Raw genomic sequence first — 15598 nt, 5'->3', positions numbered from 1 at the left:
CATGACGACCGCCTTAATGAATGTGCACTAAAAACAAATATAGAATTAACAAAAGATGTGTCCACACGATAGGAGGATTCGAGACTAAGCTCCATCCGATAATTTATAAAATATGATTTTATCATAATTGATGTTTTCAGCCAGTTTCTTTTTATCAAGTTCGAGTAAAAGCTGATCGGTTTTTTCGCCAGAACAGGCAGCTAAAAATAGGACAAAGCAAAATTAAATTCTTCATGAGGCATGTTTTAAACAAATAGATGTATAAAACTAATCCTTTAGGAAGGAAAAAAAATGAAAAATGCAGATTCATCTAAATTTAGCCTTTCAGAAAATGCCCTAATTATCAAAATTTAAATTTTTTCAAGCGTTTAAAACTAAAATGATAAATTTTCAAAAGAAAAAGAAGGTGCTATTAGCAGATTAACAATGGGTTTCTATGGTTAATTTAATGCTCTTTTTACTATAGTTATTAATCAAACTAATTTTTGGATTAAAATTTGATTAGAACATGTCAAAAAGAGAGGGGTATTTCTAATTTTTTAGCAATTTTTTCAGATTTAATGCCCTAAAATTCGTGGGATGTTTAAAATCATTCTAAATTTGTAACTCCTTTAAACTAAGATGACAAAAAAGAAAAAGACAGTTGGTAAAACTGACGCTGATGTAATTTTAATAGGGGCTGGCATCATGAGTGCAACCCTGGGTGTTTTGTTAAAACAATTAGAGCCCAATTTAAGCATAGAAATTTACGAACGTTTAGATATTGCGGCGGCAGAAAGTTCTGATGCCTGGAATAATGCCGGAACGGGACACTCTGCTTTTTGCGAATTAAACTATACGCCCGAAAAGAAGGATGGTACGGTTGAAATAAAAAAGGCAGTTCAGATTGCTGAGCATTTTGAAGTTTCCAAGCAATTTTGGTCATATTTAGTGAACAAGGGATTGGTTTCTGACCCTTGTAATTTTATCCGCAATATTCCTCACATGAGTTTTGTTTGGGGGAAAAAGAATGTAGAATATCTTAAAAAACGCTACGACGCATTAACCCAATGTGATCTGTTTAGCGACATGCAATATACCGAGGATACTGAGCTTGTAAGAAACTGGGCACCCTTAATTATGGATGGCCGTAAAAAGAGCGAAAAAGTTGCAGCAACAAAAATGGATCTGGGAACCGACGTTAATTTTGGAACCTTAACCCGTGATATGTTTAACAACTTAAAGGAACAAAGTAATGTTAATCTGCATTTCAATCACGAAATCCGTGACCTGAAAAAGAATAAAGACGGCAACTGGATTGTAAAAGTTAAAGATTTAGAAACCGGCGATAAACGTAAACGTGTAGCTAAATTTGTATTTATCGGTGCCGGTGGTGGTTCTTTGCCATTATTGGAAAAATCAGATATTCCTGAAGGAAAAGGTTTTGGCGGTTTCCCTGTAAGTGGGCAATGGCTGAAATGTACCAATGAAGAAATTATTAAAAAACACCATGCAAAGGTATATGGCAAGGCTGCGGTTGGCGCGCCGCCAATGTCGGTTCCACATCTAGATACCAGAATGATTAACGGCAAACAAGCATTGTTGTTTGGTCCTTATGCTGGTTTTTCTACCAAATTCCTTAAAAATGGTTCATTCCTGGATTTACCAAAATCAATTAAATTTAATAACATCCGTCCGATGCTTTCTGCCGGATTGCACAACCTCGATTTAACAAAATATTTAATTGAGCAGGTTAGGCAGTCGCCAGAAGATAGGTTGGAAGCGTTGAAAGAATATTTGCCAACTGCCGAACTTAATGATTGGGAGCTAGAATATGCAGGGCAGCGTGTTCAGGTAATTAAAAAAGACGAAAAACAAGGCGGTATTTTAGAGTTTGGAACCGAGGTGGTAAGTGCTGCTGATGGTTCTATTGCGGCTTTGCTTGGCGCTTCTCCTGGTGCATCAACGGCTGTTTCTATTATGCTCGATCTATTAAACCGTTGTTTTGCAGAAGATTTAGCTACCGACGAATGGCAGGCGAAAATCAGAGAAATGATCCCAACCTATGGAAAAGCCTTAGCTCAGGACCCAGAACTTTGCAAAGAAACCAGAACAAGAACATCGAAAGTATTGAAAATAGAAAATACTGTGGTTGCTTAATTGAAACAACGATATAATTTTATAAAAAGTCCTGATGTAAATCGGGACTTTTTTGTTTTAGGTATTTCCACGGTCTGTGCCCGCACAGACCGAAATGGGATAGGTAATTGATCATTTGCATCACCAAACGTTCCTACGGAACGAACACAAATAACAAAATGTTATTTGCTACCTACCATTCGTCCCGAAGGGACGGCCGATACGTTATATTAGCTATCTGTCATCATATTTACCTAATGGATGGCTCATGAGTAACATTGGTTTTCTTTCGTTCCGTTAGGAACGTTTCACAGGTAATACTTGTGGGAGAAAGATTTTTTCGTTCTGCATCCTCGGTCTGTGTCCCCACAGATCGAAACCGGATAGATAATTGATCGTTCGCGCCATCAATCTTTCCGAAGGAAAATGTCATTAAGTTACGCCCTGCGCTTGAGCGTAGCAGAAGACTTCGATAGTTTGATTAATTAAAAAGATACCTTTCAACTACGCTATCAATGAAAGATTCCAATAGAGGGTCGTCATTGCGAGGAACGAAGCAATCTTAATGCGCACGCTGGTAGCGATCGTTGTAAGGTTGCTTCGTCGGCTGAAAAGCCTTCTCGCAATGACGATATCCCGAGGTTATTCAGCATCCTTTCAGTCACGAGAAAGTGATATGATTTGAAAAGCAATTGCAGTAGTACTTTTGTTAACGAAGCCCTGCCCCGTTTCTGCTCCGATGAAACCTGTGAAATAAGCAAGCACATCATAAAACAAAAAAATAAGTGCTTAAATCGGGAGCATCTATGGTCGGGTTTAGATTGTCTTTGCTTCTGCAGCTATGAGGAGTTTTCAGTGCCGCAGACCTAACCAACTTAGCCCTGATTGAAGCGGAGATCCTTTTTTGTCATCCTGAGTGAGCTTGTACTGAGCGCAGTCGAAGTAAAGGGCAAAAAAGATCGGAGCGCAAAGCAGGACGAGCGTTAATTGCAGTAATGCAGCTGCGCTCCAAATCATTTGAAAAGCGTTTGCAGCATTCTATCGGCCATGAAAAGGTGGTAAAGCGAACATTGCTTTTCAAAAAAAAATATCGCATATTCTTACAATGCAAAAGAGGGTATCCAATTGCTTGAATACCCTCTTTTGTGAAAAATACTTTAAGGTTAAACCGCAATTACTTCTGCAACTTCATCGGCAGAAATATCGCTATGCGACGCTTCCAATACACAATCGCCATCTTTAATCAATAAAATCTGCGGTGATTGGTGCGCTACCTGAAAGATTTCGGCAATATGGTTGGAAATATCACGATAGCTAATTAAATCTAAAAAGTAAAGTTTTGTGTCAGCCGGAATGATGTCCCAATCAAATTCGAAGTTCTTTTTAGCCATTAAACTAATTGAGCAACGTGTGCTGTGCTTAAAAATAAGGCTAAAACCGCTTGCATTCTTGATCTCGTCAAGCTGTTCTATTGAAGTTAAGTTAACCCAAGTCATGATATGATACGTATTGTTTTACAGGACAACAATTACAGTTAAATAAAGTTCTGTAAATGACCTGAATATGAGATTACAAATGAGGTAGATTAATTCCTTCTGCGTTTTCCTTCAGGATAAGATCCGTAAGCAGGACAAAGCTTAGAAGAACAGGATTCTAAAATGGTAATGGTGCAAAACACCGCCAATAATAAAATGGCTACTTTTTTCATCTGCATAAGTTTGTTTCAATGGTAATGAAGCTATCATGAACCAGTTATGATGGTTTCAACGGATCTGATAGATTTTTAAATTCTAAGTTACAAATAATTATTAAAACGCAAGTTTAAATTTGAGCAGAAAAATCAGCCATTTTAATGGCAGTAATAGCAGCCTCATCGCCTTTGTTGCCATGTTTGCCACCAGCACGATCTTGTGCCTGCTCTAGGTTATTGGTAGTTAAAACACCAAAAATAACTGGTTTGCTGTATTTAATGCTAACATTGGTTATACCTTGTGCTACTGCATCGCAAATAAAATCGAAATGTTTGGTATCACCCTGAATCACGCAACCTAAACAGATTACAGCATCTATATCGCTTCTTTTGCTCAATAGAATTTCTGCACCGCCTGTTAATTCGAAACTTCCTGGTACCGGTAAAGAAATTATATTTTCTTCGGCAACACCATTAGCTAATAATGTTTTTAAAGCACCATTGTACAAAGCGCCGGTAATTTCGGCATTCCATTCGGCTACAATAATTCCGAATTTATAGTTTGCTCCACTAGGAACGGTGGTGTGAGAGAAATCAGATAGATTTTTTAATTGTGTTGACATGGGGCAAAGATAATGTTATGCTTCGAATGTTAAAAACCTTAATGTTTGTTACTTGTAACATTTAGTTCAGTTATGGTTAGATTAGTATAATAATCAGATAAAATTTAATCGCTTATGGAATTTTTACGTTCTGCCCCAACAACAGCGATATGATTATAACAAGCGGAAATATATTAATGGCGATTTAATTACCACTAATGAAAATGGTTATGCAACTACAAATGAAACCGACGGGAATATGTCTTTTGCGGTGGCTACTCTTGGGAAAGGAACACAGGTGTTAAAATCCACAAACAATTGTTTGTCCAAAAAGCTAGCGCAAAAGGCGATGTTTTAACTCCGCTTACGGCAACCAATATTTTGGCCCCTGGCGATTTGTTGAAAGTATGTATTGAAATTTATTGTGATCGGGATATGGAATATATTCATTTGAAAGATATGCGTTCATCGGGTTTTGAACCTGTAAACGTAATCTCTAGGTATAAATATCAGGATGGTTTAGGTTATTACGAAAGTACAAAAGATGCTTCAACCAATTTCTTTATCAGTTATATGCCTAAAGGAACCTACGTATTTGAATATCCGTTAAGGGTTACGCATGCCGGAAATTTTTCGAACGGAATTACCTCTTTACAAAGTATGTATGCACCAGAGTTTACCACACACTCAGCAGGAATAAGGGTAAATGTGAAACCTTAATATTTTGACCACCTTTACCCTGACCTGGAGCGAAGCGGAAAGCTACGGAGTAAACCGAGCCTTAAGCGAGCTCACCGAAGGTAATTTATTTCAGGGTCTAACTAACGAAGTAGAAGAGGTTATATCATAATATAGATTTGTCATCCTGAGCTTGTCGAAGGGCCTGTTAAACATTCTTTAAGGTGTTTCGACAGGCTCAACATGACATCATCTGAGGTGAAATTGCCTTTATGATACAACTTCTTAAGTTACATTAAGTAAGTTTAATATTGGTATAGGTTGCCCCGATGGGAATAATTTTTTCTCCAATCCAAATCTGGCTGCGGTCAAATTTGGATATTTTATTTTTAGCTACAATAAAAGCCCGGTGACAGCGGATAAAATCTACTTTTGGCAACAGTTCAGCCAAATCGTTAATGGTGATCCTCGAGCTTAAAAGTTTGTCTTTTAGCTGTATCTGGGTGTAGTTGCCTGAGGCCTCCACATAAAGGATTTCGTCCAACTCCACCTTAATTTGCTCGTAACCATCTTTTACGAAAATATATGCTGTTTTTGTTTCCTGCTTCTGGTTGCGCAGGTTAAAGAGTTCCTGGGCTTTATTGCAAGCCTTTAAGAAACGCGAAAGTGAAAAAGGTTTTAGCAGATAATCTACAGCATCGAGTTCAAAACTCTGCACAGCATGCTCGGTGTAGGCCGTTGTAAAAATAACCATTGGTGGCTTGCTCAAACTCTTTAAAAAATCAATTCCACTGATATCTGGCATTTTGATATCCAGAAAAATTAAATCAACCTTGTTCTGCTGAAGATAGCTGATGGCTGCAAAGGCATCTGTAAAAGTTTGTTGCAATGCTACAAATGGAACTTTTGAGGCATGCGATTTTATAATCTCTAGTGCAATCGGTTCATCATCTATAGCAATGGCAATCATTTTTTATTTGTCTTGGTGGATGTTAGGCGGGGCGTAATCAAAGCCCATTACTTGGCAAAATTCGTATGGCTAGTAGTGTTTTTACAAATGGCTAGTTCTTTAAGTTTATCCCAGTTATCGTTTATAATAGCCTCTTTCTTTTTTCTCGACCAGCCTTTAACTTGTTTTTCAAAGCTTATTGCATCGTTTATATCTTCAAAATGTTCGCAGAACACTAATACCAATGGTCTTCTATCTGCAGTATAACAATTAACGTTTATTGTATTTTCATGCTCATAAAGCCTTCTGTCTATATCATTGGTAACCCCAGTATAATATGAATTATCAGCACATTTTAGGATATAAACGGTGTAGGTTCTCATATTTTATTTTGTTGGCGCTTCGACTCCGCTCAGCGTGACACAACTATTTGTATTACGCCTATTCAATAACCGATTGTTAACCTTGATGTATCATTCAACTCGATCATCCTATACATTAATGTCATCCTGAGCGTAGTCGAAGGACATTTTAAATATAATAAAATCAAGATAAATCCCAACAGATATTTTTGAGCTACTGCCCTTCGACTACGCTCAGGGTGACATTCACAGGTAAATCATCATTTATATTGACATAACAAATTATGGGTTACCATAAGCAAAGCCGAATGACTAATCCAATTGTAAAGTTAAATGAACAAAAAACTCATTGGCACTTTCGCGGATAATTAATTCGTGTTTTCCGTAATAAAGCAATGATAAACGTTGTTTAACATTTTCAAGTCCGATGCCACTTTTTAATTTTTCAGGATCATTATCGGCCTTAATGTAAATGCTGTTGCTTACATCAAAATATAAAGTTTTTTCTTTGGTTTGCAGGGTAATTTTAATGTACGAAGGCTGTTGCAAACTAATACCATGTTTAAATGCATTTTCAATAAATGGAATCAACAGCATCGGCGTAATCTGCAGGTTATTTAACTGTTCTTCAATATGCGTATCAATCCTGATATCTGCAGAGCGTGAGGTGCGGAGCTTTTGTAAATCAATATAATTGTTCAGGTATTCTACCTCTCGGGTTAACGAAATTTTATCCTGGGTGTTTTCATGGAGCATAAAACGCATCATATCGCCCAGTTTCTGGATCCCTTCGCCCGTTCTTTCTGCATTTTCCTGCAAAGCTGTTCCGAATAAGGTATTTAAAGCATTGAATAAGAAGTGTGGATTGATCTGCGATTTTAAGAAATTTAGGTTTGCATCCGATTTGCCCAATTCCGTTTTGAGCATCTGAATTTCGCTCTGTTTTTCAAATTTATGTTTGTAAATATACCATGCAGATGGCGTAGTAATGCAGATTAAGCATATTGCGTTTAAAATTAAGGTGATCGGCACTACAGCACCATTGCGCATAAAAGGGATAAGGACGATCGACAGTAGGAGTGAGAGCATAATGGTTAAACCTACATTTCCCCAAAAATACCGGCCAAAACCTTTAAAATCCTTTCTGAGGTTTGGAATAACGTAATAAATAGAACAAAAAGCTAGAAAGATATTTACCGGTGGTACAATTACCCAAACGATCAGTATTTCATAATCTATTCTTACCGAAAGTACGGCTGCAAAAATCATGAGCGAAATCAGCCAGATTTTGGTGCTTACAAAGAGCTCTGGAACGATGTTGTTATGGTAATTTTTTAATACCGGGATTCTTTTTAGTAATTCTAAGCCCCGCTCATTAAAATAGGCATAAGCATTAAAGAGTAGATATAAAAAGAAAATATAAGTAAAAGCTTCACCAAAAAAGATTCCGTAAGCGTTATCGATGTCATCATATTCAACCAATCGGTATGCTTGAGAATAGGTATTGTAAACCATCCACGCAACTACAGAGAACGCTGTGACCAAAACCGTAAGAATAAGATTAAGTGTTACGTTATTCTTATTTGCAAGTTGGGGCATGAGGCAAAAATTGAACAATAAAAAGCTGATATATAAACTGGTGATCTTAAATAATTCTGGAATAAAGAAGTTTGTCATTACACTATAATCAATACCGCTTTCTTCAAAACGATAAGAATTGCCCGAGTTATAGATTGTGGATGAGCAGATACCAATTAGGGCCAGCACATATAGTGTTGTAGAAATCCAAAATTCAAGCTGGTTGATGCTTTTGGTTTTTATTGTAGATGGGTTACCTGATAGAATTACCATTTGTTTTAGTTTATACCACAATTTTACGAAGAGAATTTACATCTATATTTAAAATGTGATGGATGGGGCAAAAAATGGGATGAATGAATAGAATTTTTAGATTTTAAGATCGGTTTTTTAGCGTTGTCAACTTTCTTCGTTGTGCTGTCAGATGTTTTGAGTAATAAGTATTGTGCCGTCTTGCATTCATGGGCTTTTTTTGCATTTCTCGAATACCCAAAGCATTGGTGCTTTTCCTTTTTCCTGTTTGGTCGTATGTTACGTGTACTAATTTGATATTGGCTATTTCTTTAATCTTTTGGCAGTAGTAGAAAAATCGGAATTTCCGATTTTTCTCGAAGAAGCGTCTTTTTCTAGTTCGCCTTCTTTGTACATGTTTAGAATTTGCTTGTTAATGGTTGACTTTGCTTTTTGAAACAACTCCTGCATCTGCTCAATAGTCAGCCAAACGGTTTCATCCTCTAAGCGAGTCCGAATTTTTGTTTGCCCATCTTCTGTTTGATATATGATTAATTCAGAATTCATTTTTCTCTTTCCTTTAAATTCATTTGTTTCTATTTTCATTCGGTTCGGAAATATGGCAGTTAATGGATTAGGGGCTTGCCGAAGTTGGGGTGTTTAAAACCACTGCTGTTCGCCCTGCAATAATTTAGTTAAAAAGCAGAAAGGTTCGGCTTGCAATGTTGCCACAATTTTGGCAAAACCCTGTTAGGTGCATTTGGATACTTAACTAAAGTATTATAAGTCGTTTTCTCTATCACTTGATTGGCCATCTTCGGCCTCTCGAGGTGCATAACGTTTCCGGAGCCTTTTTATCTGATTTTGCCGATTGAAGGTCTCATCGAAGGCATATGCTGGTGCAAATCCAAAAATCCATATTGCAAAAGATGTCCAATTTGAAAGTTCATAAATACCGGAGATAATACCTGTCAACATGAAACACACAAAACCAATCAAGGAATAATAATTTGCCTGTTTTAGCTTCAAAACATAACCATCGTCTCTGAAATTCTGTTTAAAAGCAAAGTTGATCAAAGGGAACCACACGAAATAAAACAAGTTTTTCTGCAAAACCGTAAGATCATCTAAAATATTTCGCTTGATAAACGACTCAACCTTTTCAATCTGCTCGTCTTTATAGCTCTTTATATCCTGCTCTGAAACCTGTCGTGTAGAAAGTTCTGCAAGAGCAATGGTTACTGCAAGTTCTGTGTAATCAAACTTGTTGTCTACAATCTCCAATAATTTCTTAGTTGAAAAGCTGGAATAATTTTTTTTTAACTCTTCGGCAGTCATCACAATCATTTATAACTCATTAAAGATATGGAACCAGGCAAGTTTATTTATATAGGTATTTGCGCCAAGTTTTGATCTAGAGTATGGTTTCGTGCAATTGCGACCAACTCTCAAATATTCGCAACTCGTCTCGTTTTTAAATTTTTATAAACGAATATAAATGTTTAAATCAATAATGCTCCAGATTTCTTTTAAAAACCATTTCCCTAAAAATACAAAACCATTGTGTCATTTACAGCGTTTGTGAAGTATGGCGAAAACTTTTTTTAACCTTTTAATCTGTTTCTTCTGTTTACCTCTGATTTCCTACGAAATAGAAGTCGACATTATGACAATTAATCCTTAATCAAGATTGCATTAGACTTTCATTTTGATAAAATTTTTAGCATTTTTGCGGATTGAAATTTTGTCTTTTGAAAGGCTCAATTTTGCCTCCAACTTTTAATAAAATATGAGCAATAAATCTATCGACCTCGGCGAGCAAAAAGATGTAGAAGTATATGGTGCGAGGGTACATAATTTAAAGAATATAGATGTCAGTTTTCCGCGCAACCAACTTGTTGTAATAACAGGGTTAAGCGGAAGTGGTAAATCTTCGTTGGCTTTTGATACTATTTATGCTGAAGGGCAGCGCCGCTATATGGAAACATTTAGTGCCTATAGCCGCCAGTTTATGGGCGGGATGGAGCGCCCTGATGTGGATAAGGTTTCGGGATTGAGCCCGGTTATTGCTATTGAGCAAAAAACCACCAGCAAAAACCCGCGCTCTACTGTAGGTACCATTACCGAGATTTACGATTTTATGCGTTTGCTTTATGCACGTGTTGCCGATGCCTATTCGTACAACACTGGTGAAAAAATGGAGCGGATGAGTGAAGATCAGATCCTGCAGAATATCTTTAATAAATTTGATGGTGTTGCAGTAAATATTCTTGCGCCTGTTGTTAAAGGTAGAAAGGGGCATTACCGCGAGCTTTTCGAGCAGATCCGTAAACAAGGCTATGTAAAGGTTCGTGTAGATGGAGAAATAAAGGATATTTCTGCTAAAATGCAGGTAGACCGTTATAAAATTCACGATATCGAAGTGGTGATCGACCGTTTGATCATTGATGTGAAGGATAAAAAACGCTTGCTAGATTCGTTGCAGATTGCGATGAAAATGGGTAAAGGTGTGATCAAAATCAGCGATAAAGATAATAATGTTGCGCATTTTAGTAAGTTTTTGATGTGCCCAACTACAGGTATTTCTTACGATGAACCTCAACCTAACAGTTTTTCATTCAACTCACCATATGGTGCCTGCGAACGTTGTGACGGTTTAGGTTATATCTTCGTGGTGGATAAAGAATCAGTGATTCCAAACCCAAAGCTGAGTATTTTAAACGGTGGTTTGGCTCCATTAGGCGAATATAGAGATATCTGGATGTTCCAGGTATTAAAAGCGCTAGCCAAAAAATATAATTTCTCGCTTTCTACCCCAATTGAAAAACTGGGTGATGATATCATCAATATTATTTTAAACGGTACACACGATCTGATCAATGTGGCTGTTGAGTACAATAAATGGAACGTTCAGAATTATAATATCACTTTCGATGGTATTATTAAAATGCTCGAAGAGCAGAACGAAAAACGGGGCGAGGCTGCGGTTGATGATATGGAAACTTTCCGTAAACTGAAAACCTGTCCGGAGTGTAACGGCGCACGGCTTAAAAAAGAAAGCCTGCATTTCAAAGTTGATGGCAAAAATATTTTCGAACTGTCATCAATGGATATTTTCAACCTGAACATCTGGTTCGAAAAAGTAGATGAACGCCTTAGCGACCGTCAGAATATTATTGCAAAGGAAATTTTAAAAGAGATTAAAGCCAGGATCGGTTTCTTAACAGACGTTGGTTTAACCTATTTAACGCTAGATCGAACAGCCAGAACACTTTCTGGAGGCGAGGCGCAACGGATTCGTTTGGCTACGCAGATCGGTTCGCAGTTGATGAACGTAATGTACATCCTCGATGAGCCAAGTATCGGTTTGCACCAGCGCGATAATGAACGTTTGATCAATGCGCTTAAAAATCTCCGTGATCTTGGAAATACCGTTTTGGTGGTGGAACACGATAAGGATATGATTCTGGAGGCCGATTGGGTAATTGATGTTGGTCCTGGAGCAGGTATCCACGGCGGAACGGTAGTTGCAGAAGGAACTGCCACACAGATCCTGAAATCGAATACCTTAACTGCTGATTACCTGAACGGCAAAAAGAAAATTGAAACACCAAAAATCCGCAGAAAAGGCAATGGGCATAAATTGTCTATCATAAAAGCTACCGGGCATAATTTAAAAGAAGTTTCAGTAGATTTTCCTTTGGGTAAATTTATTGCCGTAACCGGAGTTTCGGGCAGTGGTAAATCGAGTTTGATTACCGAGACTTTATACCCGATTTTAAATCACCATTTCTTTAGGGCGAAAAAACAACCTTTGCCTTACGAGAAAATTAACGGATTGAAAGAAATTGATAAGGTGATTGAAATCGATCAGGCACCTATTGGCAGAACACCTCGTTCTAATCCATCTACTTATACCGGCGTTTTTTCCGATATCAGAAATTTATTTGTACAGTTGCCTGAAGCAAAAATCCGTGGGTACAAACCCGGCCGTTTCTCTTTTAATGTAAAAGGTGGCCGTTGCGAAACCTGTCAGGGCGCTGGTTTAAAGGTGATTGAAATGAATTTCTTGCCTGATGTACAGGTACCTTGTGAAGAATGTGGAGGCAGAAGATATAACAGGGAAACCTTAGAAGTTCGTTTCCGCGGAAAATCGATCAGTGATGTGCTGGATATGAGTATTGAAGATGCCTGTAATTTCTTCGAAAATATCCCGATCATCTATAGGAAGATCAAAACATTGAAAGATGTTGGTTTAGGTTATATCACTTTAGGTCAATCTTCGGTTACTTTATCAGGTGGCGAGGCGCAGCGGGTTAAATTGGCTACAGAGCTTTCTAAAAAAGATACCGGGAAAACCTTCTATATTTTAGATGAGCCTACCACCGGACTTCACTTCGAAGATATTAATGTGCTTTTAGGTGTATTGCAAGAGCTGGTTGATAAAGGAAATACGATTTTGGTAATAGAGCACAATTTAGATGTGGTTAAAGTGGCCGATTGGGTGATCGATTTAGGTGAAGAAGGCGGTGCTGGTGGCGGAAGGATTTTATTCGAAGGTACGCCAGAAGGTTTGATCCAGAATCCAATCAGTTTAACCGGAAAGTTTTTGAAAAAGGAAATGGCTTTAGAGGCCGAGGTTGGTAGTCTTAAGTCTGAGGTCAAAGTATCTAAGAAGAAGAAATAGTTTGAGGTCAGAAAGACCGAGATTACAGGTTTTAAGCGATCGTCACCCTGAACTCGTTTCAGGGTCTTTATGTACAAATAAATTTGTCATCCTGAGCCTGTCGAAGGACTTGCTTAAAATTTGTTGCAAAGTGTTTCGACAGGCTCAACATGACAGATTCGAGAAGAAATTGACTGAATAATACATTCATGATAAATAACCTAGCCCATCATCCATTTTCCATTACCCATTTTACATTATAAACATGCTTTTCACCGATACCCATACCCATTTATATTACGAGCAGGATGCTGAGAAACAAGCGCAGTTAATGGAACGCTGTTTTGAGAACAACGTTAACCGTTTGTTTTTGCCAAATGTTGATGTAAAGTCGATTGCCATGATAGATGATCTGGTGGCGAAATATCCGGCAAACTGTTTTGCGATGGCAGGTTTACATCCCTGTGATGTGAAGGAAGATTATCTTGCTCAATTGGACGAAATTTACAATAGCATTTCCGACCGGAAAATTTATGCCATTGGTGAGATCGGGATCGATCTGTATTGGGATAAAACTACCTTGGCCATTCAGCAAGATGCTTTTCGTAAACAGATTGGCTGGGCAAAAGATTTGGGTTTGCCGATTGTGATCCATTGTCGCGAGGCTTTTGATGAGGTTTTCGAGTTATTGGAAAGTGAAAGGGACGAAAAACTGCGTGGTATTTTTCATTGCTTCACTGGTAATGTAGCGCAGGCTAAACAGGCCATCGACTTAAATTTTTATTTAGGCATTGGTGGTGTGGTTACCTATAAAAAAGCTGGATTGGATCTGGTATTATTAGAAATTCCTTTGGCTAATGTAGTTTTAGAGACTGATTCGCCTTATTTGGCACCAGTTCCTTTCCGTGGAAAGCCTAATGAAAGCAGTTATTTGATTTATGTTGCCCAAAAACTGGCCGACATTTATGGTACTCCTATTGAAGAAATTGCGGATGTAACCACAGAGAATTCGAAGAAAATTTTTGGGGTTTAGGATTGAGTCCGAAGTCCTCAGTCTGAAGTCGTTAGTCGGGTTTAAGTCGGTCGTCATTTCGACTGAAGTGCAACGTAATGGAGAAATCTGTTTAGCAGGATTCAGCAATTGATTTTTGAGACTACTTCATATGAATTCAATTGTTAATTTGATAATTATTTGCTGTTTAAATTATTTAATTGGTAATTTAAATGCTGCGATAGCTATTTTTGTTGTTAATTTAAAAATATCGTCCGATCATTTGTAAATTTTTAGTTTCTTTGCGGTGAGCAACCTTCACCCAACCAAATGACCAAAATATTAATAATTTATACCGGTGGTACTATCGGTATGGTTAACGATCCTACAAATGGGATGTTAATTCCATTTGATTTTCAGCAGATAAAAGAAAACGTTCCTGAATTAAACCGTTTAGATTACGATTTAGATGTGCATTCCTTCAATCCGGTATTGGATTCATCAAACATGGACCCTGAAATATGGAAAACATTAGCAGAGCTTGTTTATCACAAATACGACCAGTACGATGGTTTTGTTATCCTCCACGGATCTGATACTATGGCCTTTACGGCATCGGCGTTGAGCTTTATGCTCGAAAATCTAGCTAAACCAGTTGTTTTAACCGGTTCGCAGCTGCCTATTGGCGAAATTAGGACTGACGCCAAAGAGAATTTAATTACCGCTCTAGAGATTGCAGCAACCAAAGAAGATGGAAAAGCACTTTTTCCGGAGGTTTGCATTTATTTTGATTCCCAGTTATTTAGGGGCAATCGCTCTATAAAGTATAACAGCGAAAAGTTTGAAGCTTTCCGTTCGCCAAATTACCCGATACTTGCCGAAGCGGGCGTTCACCTGCAGTTTTACAGAAATTATATTCTTAAAGCACCGAAAGGAGAATTGAAATTACACACCAATTTTAATTCGAACATTGGGGTGCTGAAATTATACCCTGGTATAACCCTGCAGGCAGTTCAGGCGATTACAGATTCTAAGGTAGACGCCATTATTTTAGAGACTTTTGGCTCAGGTAATACCACAACCGCACAATGGTTTTTAGATAGTTTGCGTCAGGCCATTTTGAATGGAAAGATTATTATCGACATTTCTCAATGTAAAAAAGGTTCAGTCCAGCTTGGTCGCTACGAAACCAGCAGAGAACTGTTGAAAATGGGCATTTTAAGTGGGTACGATTTAACTTTCGAAGCTACAGTTACAAAGCTAATGTTTGTAATGGGCTTGGGCTTGTCAATAGAAGAAAGCCGTAAGCTGATGGAAGAATCGCTTCGCGGAGAGTTGACTAAGGATTAAACGCTAGTCGGGATTTGTAATCCCGTCTACAGAACTAAAGATTTGTAATCTTTAAGGCTAACAAGGTCGAGATTGCAAATCCCGACCAACGAAGTTTCAAAAACCTGCTAGCTCTATTTAAAACAGTGGGTTTTGCGTTAGGGATTGGAAGGGTTCAGTACCGATCCTTCATCGGTACCGGAGCGAAGCGCAGCCCTGAAAAGCCCGCCCCTTTCCCGATTCATCCTATCGTGTGGACACATCTTTATATGTGTCCCATCCTTCTTTTGCTGCTCTAAAATACCTTAGTCCGATCCATAGGGTTGTTATTCCTGGTGTCCGCTTGCTTTCATAACCTTTCCAACCTCCCAATCTTGCCAGTACCCATACATATCTTTTCAAAT

At 38.0% G+C, this 15598-nt stretch carries 13 protein-coding genes; 5 read left to right on the top strand and 8 right to left on the bottom strand.

Translation table 11 applies throughout. The annotated features are described in order from the left end of the window. Window positions 1-621: 621 nt before the first annotated feature. On the top strand, window positions 622-2139 hold the full coding sequence (locus tag AW17_RS20660) for a malate:quinone oxidoreductase (RefSeq protein ID WP_029279634.1): 1518 nt from the start codon (window positions 622-624) through the stop codon (window positions 2137-2139). A gap of 1142 nt (window positions 2140-3281) precedes the next feature. Here the strand turns inward: AW17_RS20660 and ytxJ are convergent. The 3 genes from ytxJ to ribH form a co-directional block, all read right to left on the bottom strand. Next, window positions 3282-3614 (bottom strand): bacillithiol system redox-active protein YtxJ, encoded by a 333-nt coding sequence (gene ytxJ, locus AW17_RS20655; RefSeq protein ID WP_029279632.1) that lies wholly within the window; start codon window positions 3612-3614, stop codon window positions 3282-3284. Between the two features lie 89 nt (window positions 3615-3703). Then, on the bottom strand, window positions 3704-3832 hold the full coding sequence (locus AW17_RS25200; protein ID WP_256449930.1) for a hypothetical protein: 129 nt from the start codon (window positions 3830-3832) through the stop codon (window positions 3704-3706). A gap of 107 nt (window positions 3833-3939) precedes the next feature. Beyond that, the gene (gene ribH, locus AW17_RS20650; RefSeq protein ID WP_029279630.1) at window positions 3940-4431 is read right to left on the bottom strand and encodes a 6,7-dimethyl-8-ribityllumazine synthase; all 492 of its coding nucleotides are present in this window, start codon (window positions 4429-4431) and stop codon (window positions 3940-3942) included. A gap of 285 nt (window positions 4432-4716) precedes the next feature. On the opposite strand from ribH, the gene AW17_RS20645 reads away from it, so the two are divergent. After that, complete coding sequence (locus tag AW17_RS20645) at window positions 4717-5130, top strand: alpha-2-macroglobulin family protein (protein ID WP_167343707.1); 414 nt, start codon at window positions 4717-4719, stop codon at window positions 5128-5130. 253 nt (window positions 5131-5383) lie between these two features. On the opposite strand, the gene AW17_RS20640 is transcribed toward AW17_RS20645, so the two are convergent. The 5 genes from AW17_RS20640 to AW17_RS20620 all read right to left on the bottom strand — a co-directional run bounded on the left by AW17_RS20640 (window position 5384) and on the right by AW17_RS20620 (window position 9549). Continuing rightward, window positions 5384-6058, bottom strand: a complete 675-nt coding sequence (locus tag AW17_RS20640; protein WP_029279626.1) for a LytR/AlgR family response regulator transcription factor — start codon at window positions 6056-6058, stop codon at window positions 5384-5386. Between the two features lie 47 nt (window positions 6059-6105). Continuing rightward, window positions 6106-6420, bottom strand: a complete 315-nt coding sequence (locus tag AW17_RS20635; protein WP_029279624.1) for a GIY-YIG nuclease family protein — start codon at window positions 6418-6420, stop codon at window positions 6106-6108. A gap of 291 nt (window positions 6421-6711) precedes the next feature. Further along, window positions 6712-8250 (bottom strand): sensor histidine kinase, encoded by a 1539-nt coding sequence (locus tag AW17_RS20630; RefSeq protein ID WP_055726109.1) that lies wholly within the window; start codon window positions 8248-8250, stop codon window positions 6712-6714. Window positions 8251-8532: 282 nt separating this feature from the next. Next, the gene (locus AW17_RS20625; protein WP_036670546.1) at window positions 8533-8814 is read right to left on the bottom strand and encodes a virulence RhuM family protein; all 282 of its coding nucleotides are present in this window, start codon (window positions 8812-8814) and stop codon (window positions 8533-8535) included. A 174-nt stretch (window positions 8815-8988) separates the two neighbouring features. Continuing rightward, window positions 8989-9549, bottom strand: coding sequence for a hypothetical protein (locus AW17_RS20620; RefSeq protein ID WP_157280380.1), 561 nt, complete (start codon window positions 9547-9549; stop codon window positions 8989-8991). 448 nt (window positions 9550-9997) lie between these two features. Between AW17_RS20620 and uvrA the strand changes: the two genes are divergently transcribed. From uvrA to AW17_RS20605, 3 genes are all read left to right on the top strand, one after another. Continuing rightward, window positions 9998-12895, top strand: a complete 2898-nt coding sequence (uvrA, locus tag AW17_RS20615; RefSeq protein WP_051692007.1) for an excinuclease ABC subunit UvrA — start codon at window positions 9998-10000, stop codon at window positions 12893-12895. A 244-nt stretch (window positions 12896-13139) separates the two neighbouring features. Further along, entirely contained in the window at window positions 13140-13907 is a 768-nt protein-coding gene (locus AW17_RS20610) for a TatD family hydrolase (protein ID WP_029279617.1), read from the top strand. Between the two features lie 288 nt (window positions 13908-14195). Beyond that, window positions 14196-15215 carry an asparaginase gene (locus AW17_RS20605; protein ID WP_029279616.1) on the top strand — a complete coding sequence of 340 codons (1020 nt, stop codon included), beginning with the start codon at window positions 14196-14198 and terminating at the stop codon, window positions 15213-15215. Window positions 15216-15598 lie beyond the last annotated feature (383 nt).

It is taken from the genome of Pedobacter borealis DSM 19626, assembly GCF_000708285.2.
GTDB classification, from domain to species: Bacteria; Bacteroidota; Bacteroidia; order Sphingobacteriales; family Sphingobacteriaceae; genus Pedobacter; species Pedobacter borealis.
This window is presented reverse-complemented; position numbering and strand designations above follow the sequence as displayed.

What these genes read in the sequence shown, in the direction of transcription:
- AW17_RS20660 (WP_029279634.1), top strand. Translation starts at nt 622, where the DNA reads ATGACAAAAAAGAAAAAGACAGTTGGTAAAACTGACGCTGATGTAATT.
- ytxJ (WP_029279632.1), bottom strand. Translation starts at nt 3,614, where the DNA reads ATGACTTGGGTTAACTTAACTTCAATAGAACAGCTTGACGAGATCAAG.
- AW17_RS25200 (WP_256449930.1), bottom strand. Translation starts at nt 3,832, where the DNA reads ATGCAGATGAAAAAAGTAGCCATTTTATTATTGGCGGTGTTTTGCACC.
- ribH (WP_029279630.1), bottom strand. Translation starts at nt 4,431, where the DNA reads ATGTCAACACAATTAAAAAATCTATCTGATTTCTCTCACACCACCGTT.
- AW17_RS20640 (WP_029279626.1), bottom strand. Translation starts at nt 6,058, where the DNA reads ATGATTGCCATTGCTATAGATGATGAACCGATTGCACTAGAGATTATA.
- AW17_RS20635 (WP_029279624.1), bottom strand. Translation starts at nt 6,420, where the DNA reads ATGAGAACCTACACCGTTTATATCCTAAAATGTGCTGATAATTCATAT.
- AW17_RS20630 (WP_055726109.1), bottom strand. Translation starts at nt 8,250, where the DNA reads ATGGTAATTCTATCAGGTAACCCATCTACAATAAAAACCAAAAGCATC.
- AW17_RS20625 (WP_036670546.1), bottom strand. Translation starts at nt 8,814, where the DNA reads ATGAAAATAGAAACAAATGAATTTAAAGGAAAGAGAAAAATGAATTCT.
- uvrA (WP_051692007.1), top strand. Translation starts at nt 9,998, where the DNA reads ATGAGCAATAAATCTATCGACCTCGGCGAGCAAAAAGATGTAGAAGTA.
- AW17_RS20610 (WP_029279617.1), top strand. Translation starts at nt 13,140, where the DNA reads ATGCTTTTCACCGATACCCATACCCATTTATATTACGAGCAGGATGCT.
- AW17_RS20605 (WP_029279616.1), top strand. Translation starts at nt 14,196, where the DNA reads ATGACCAAAATATTAATAATTTATACCGGTGGTACTATCGGTATGGTT.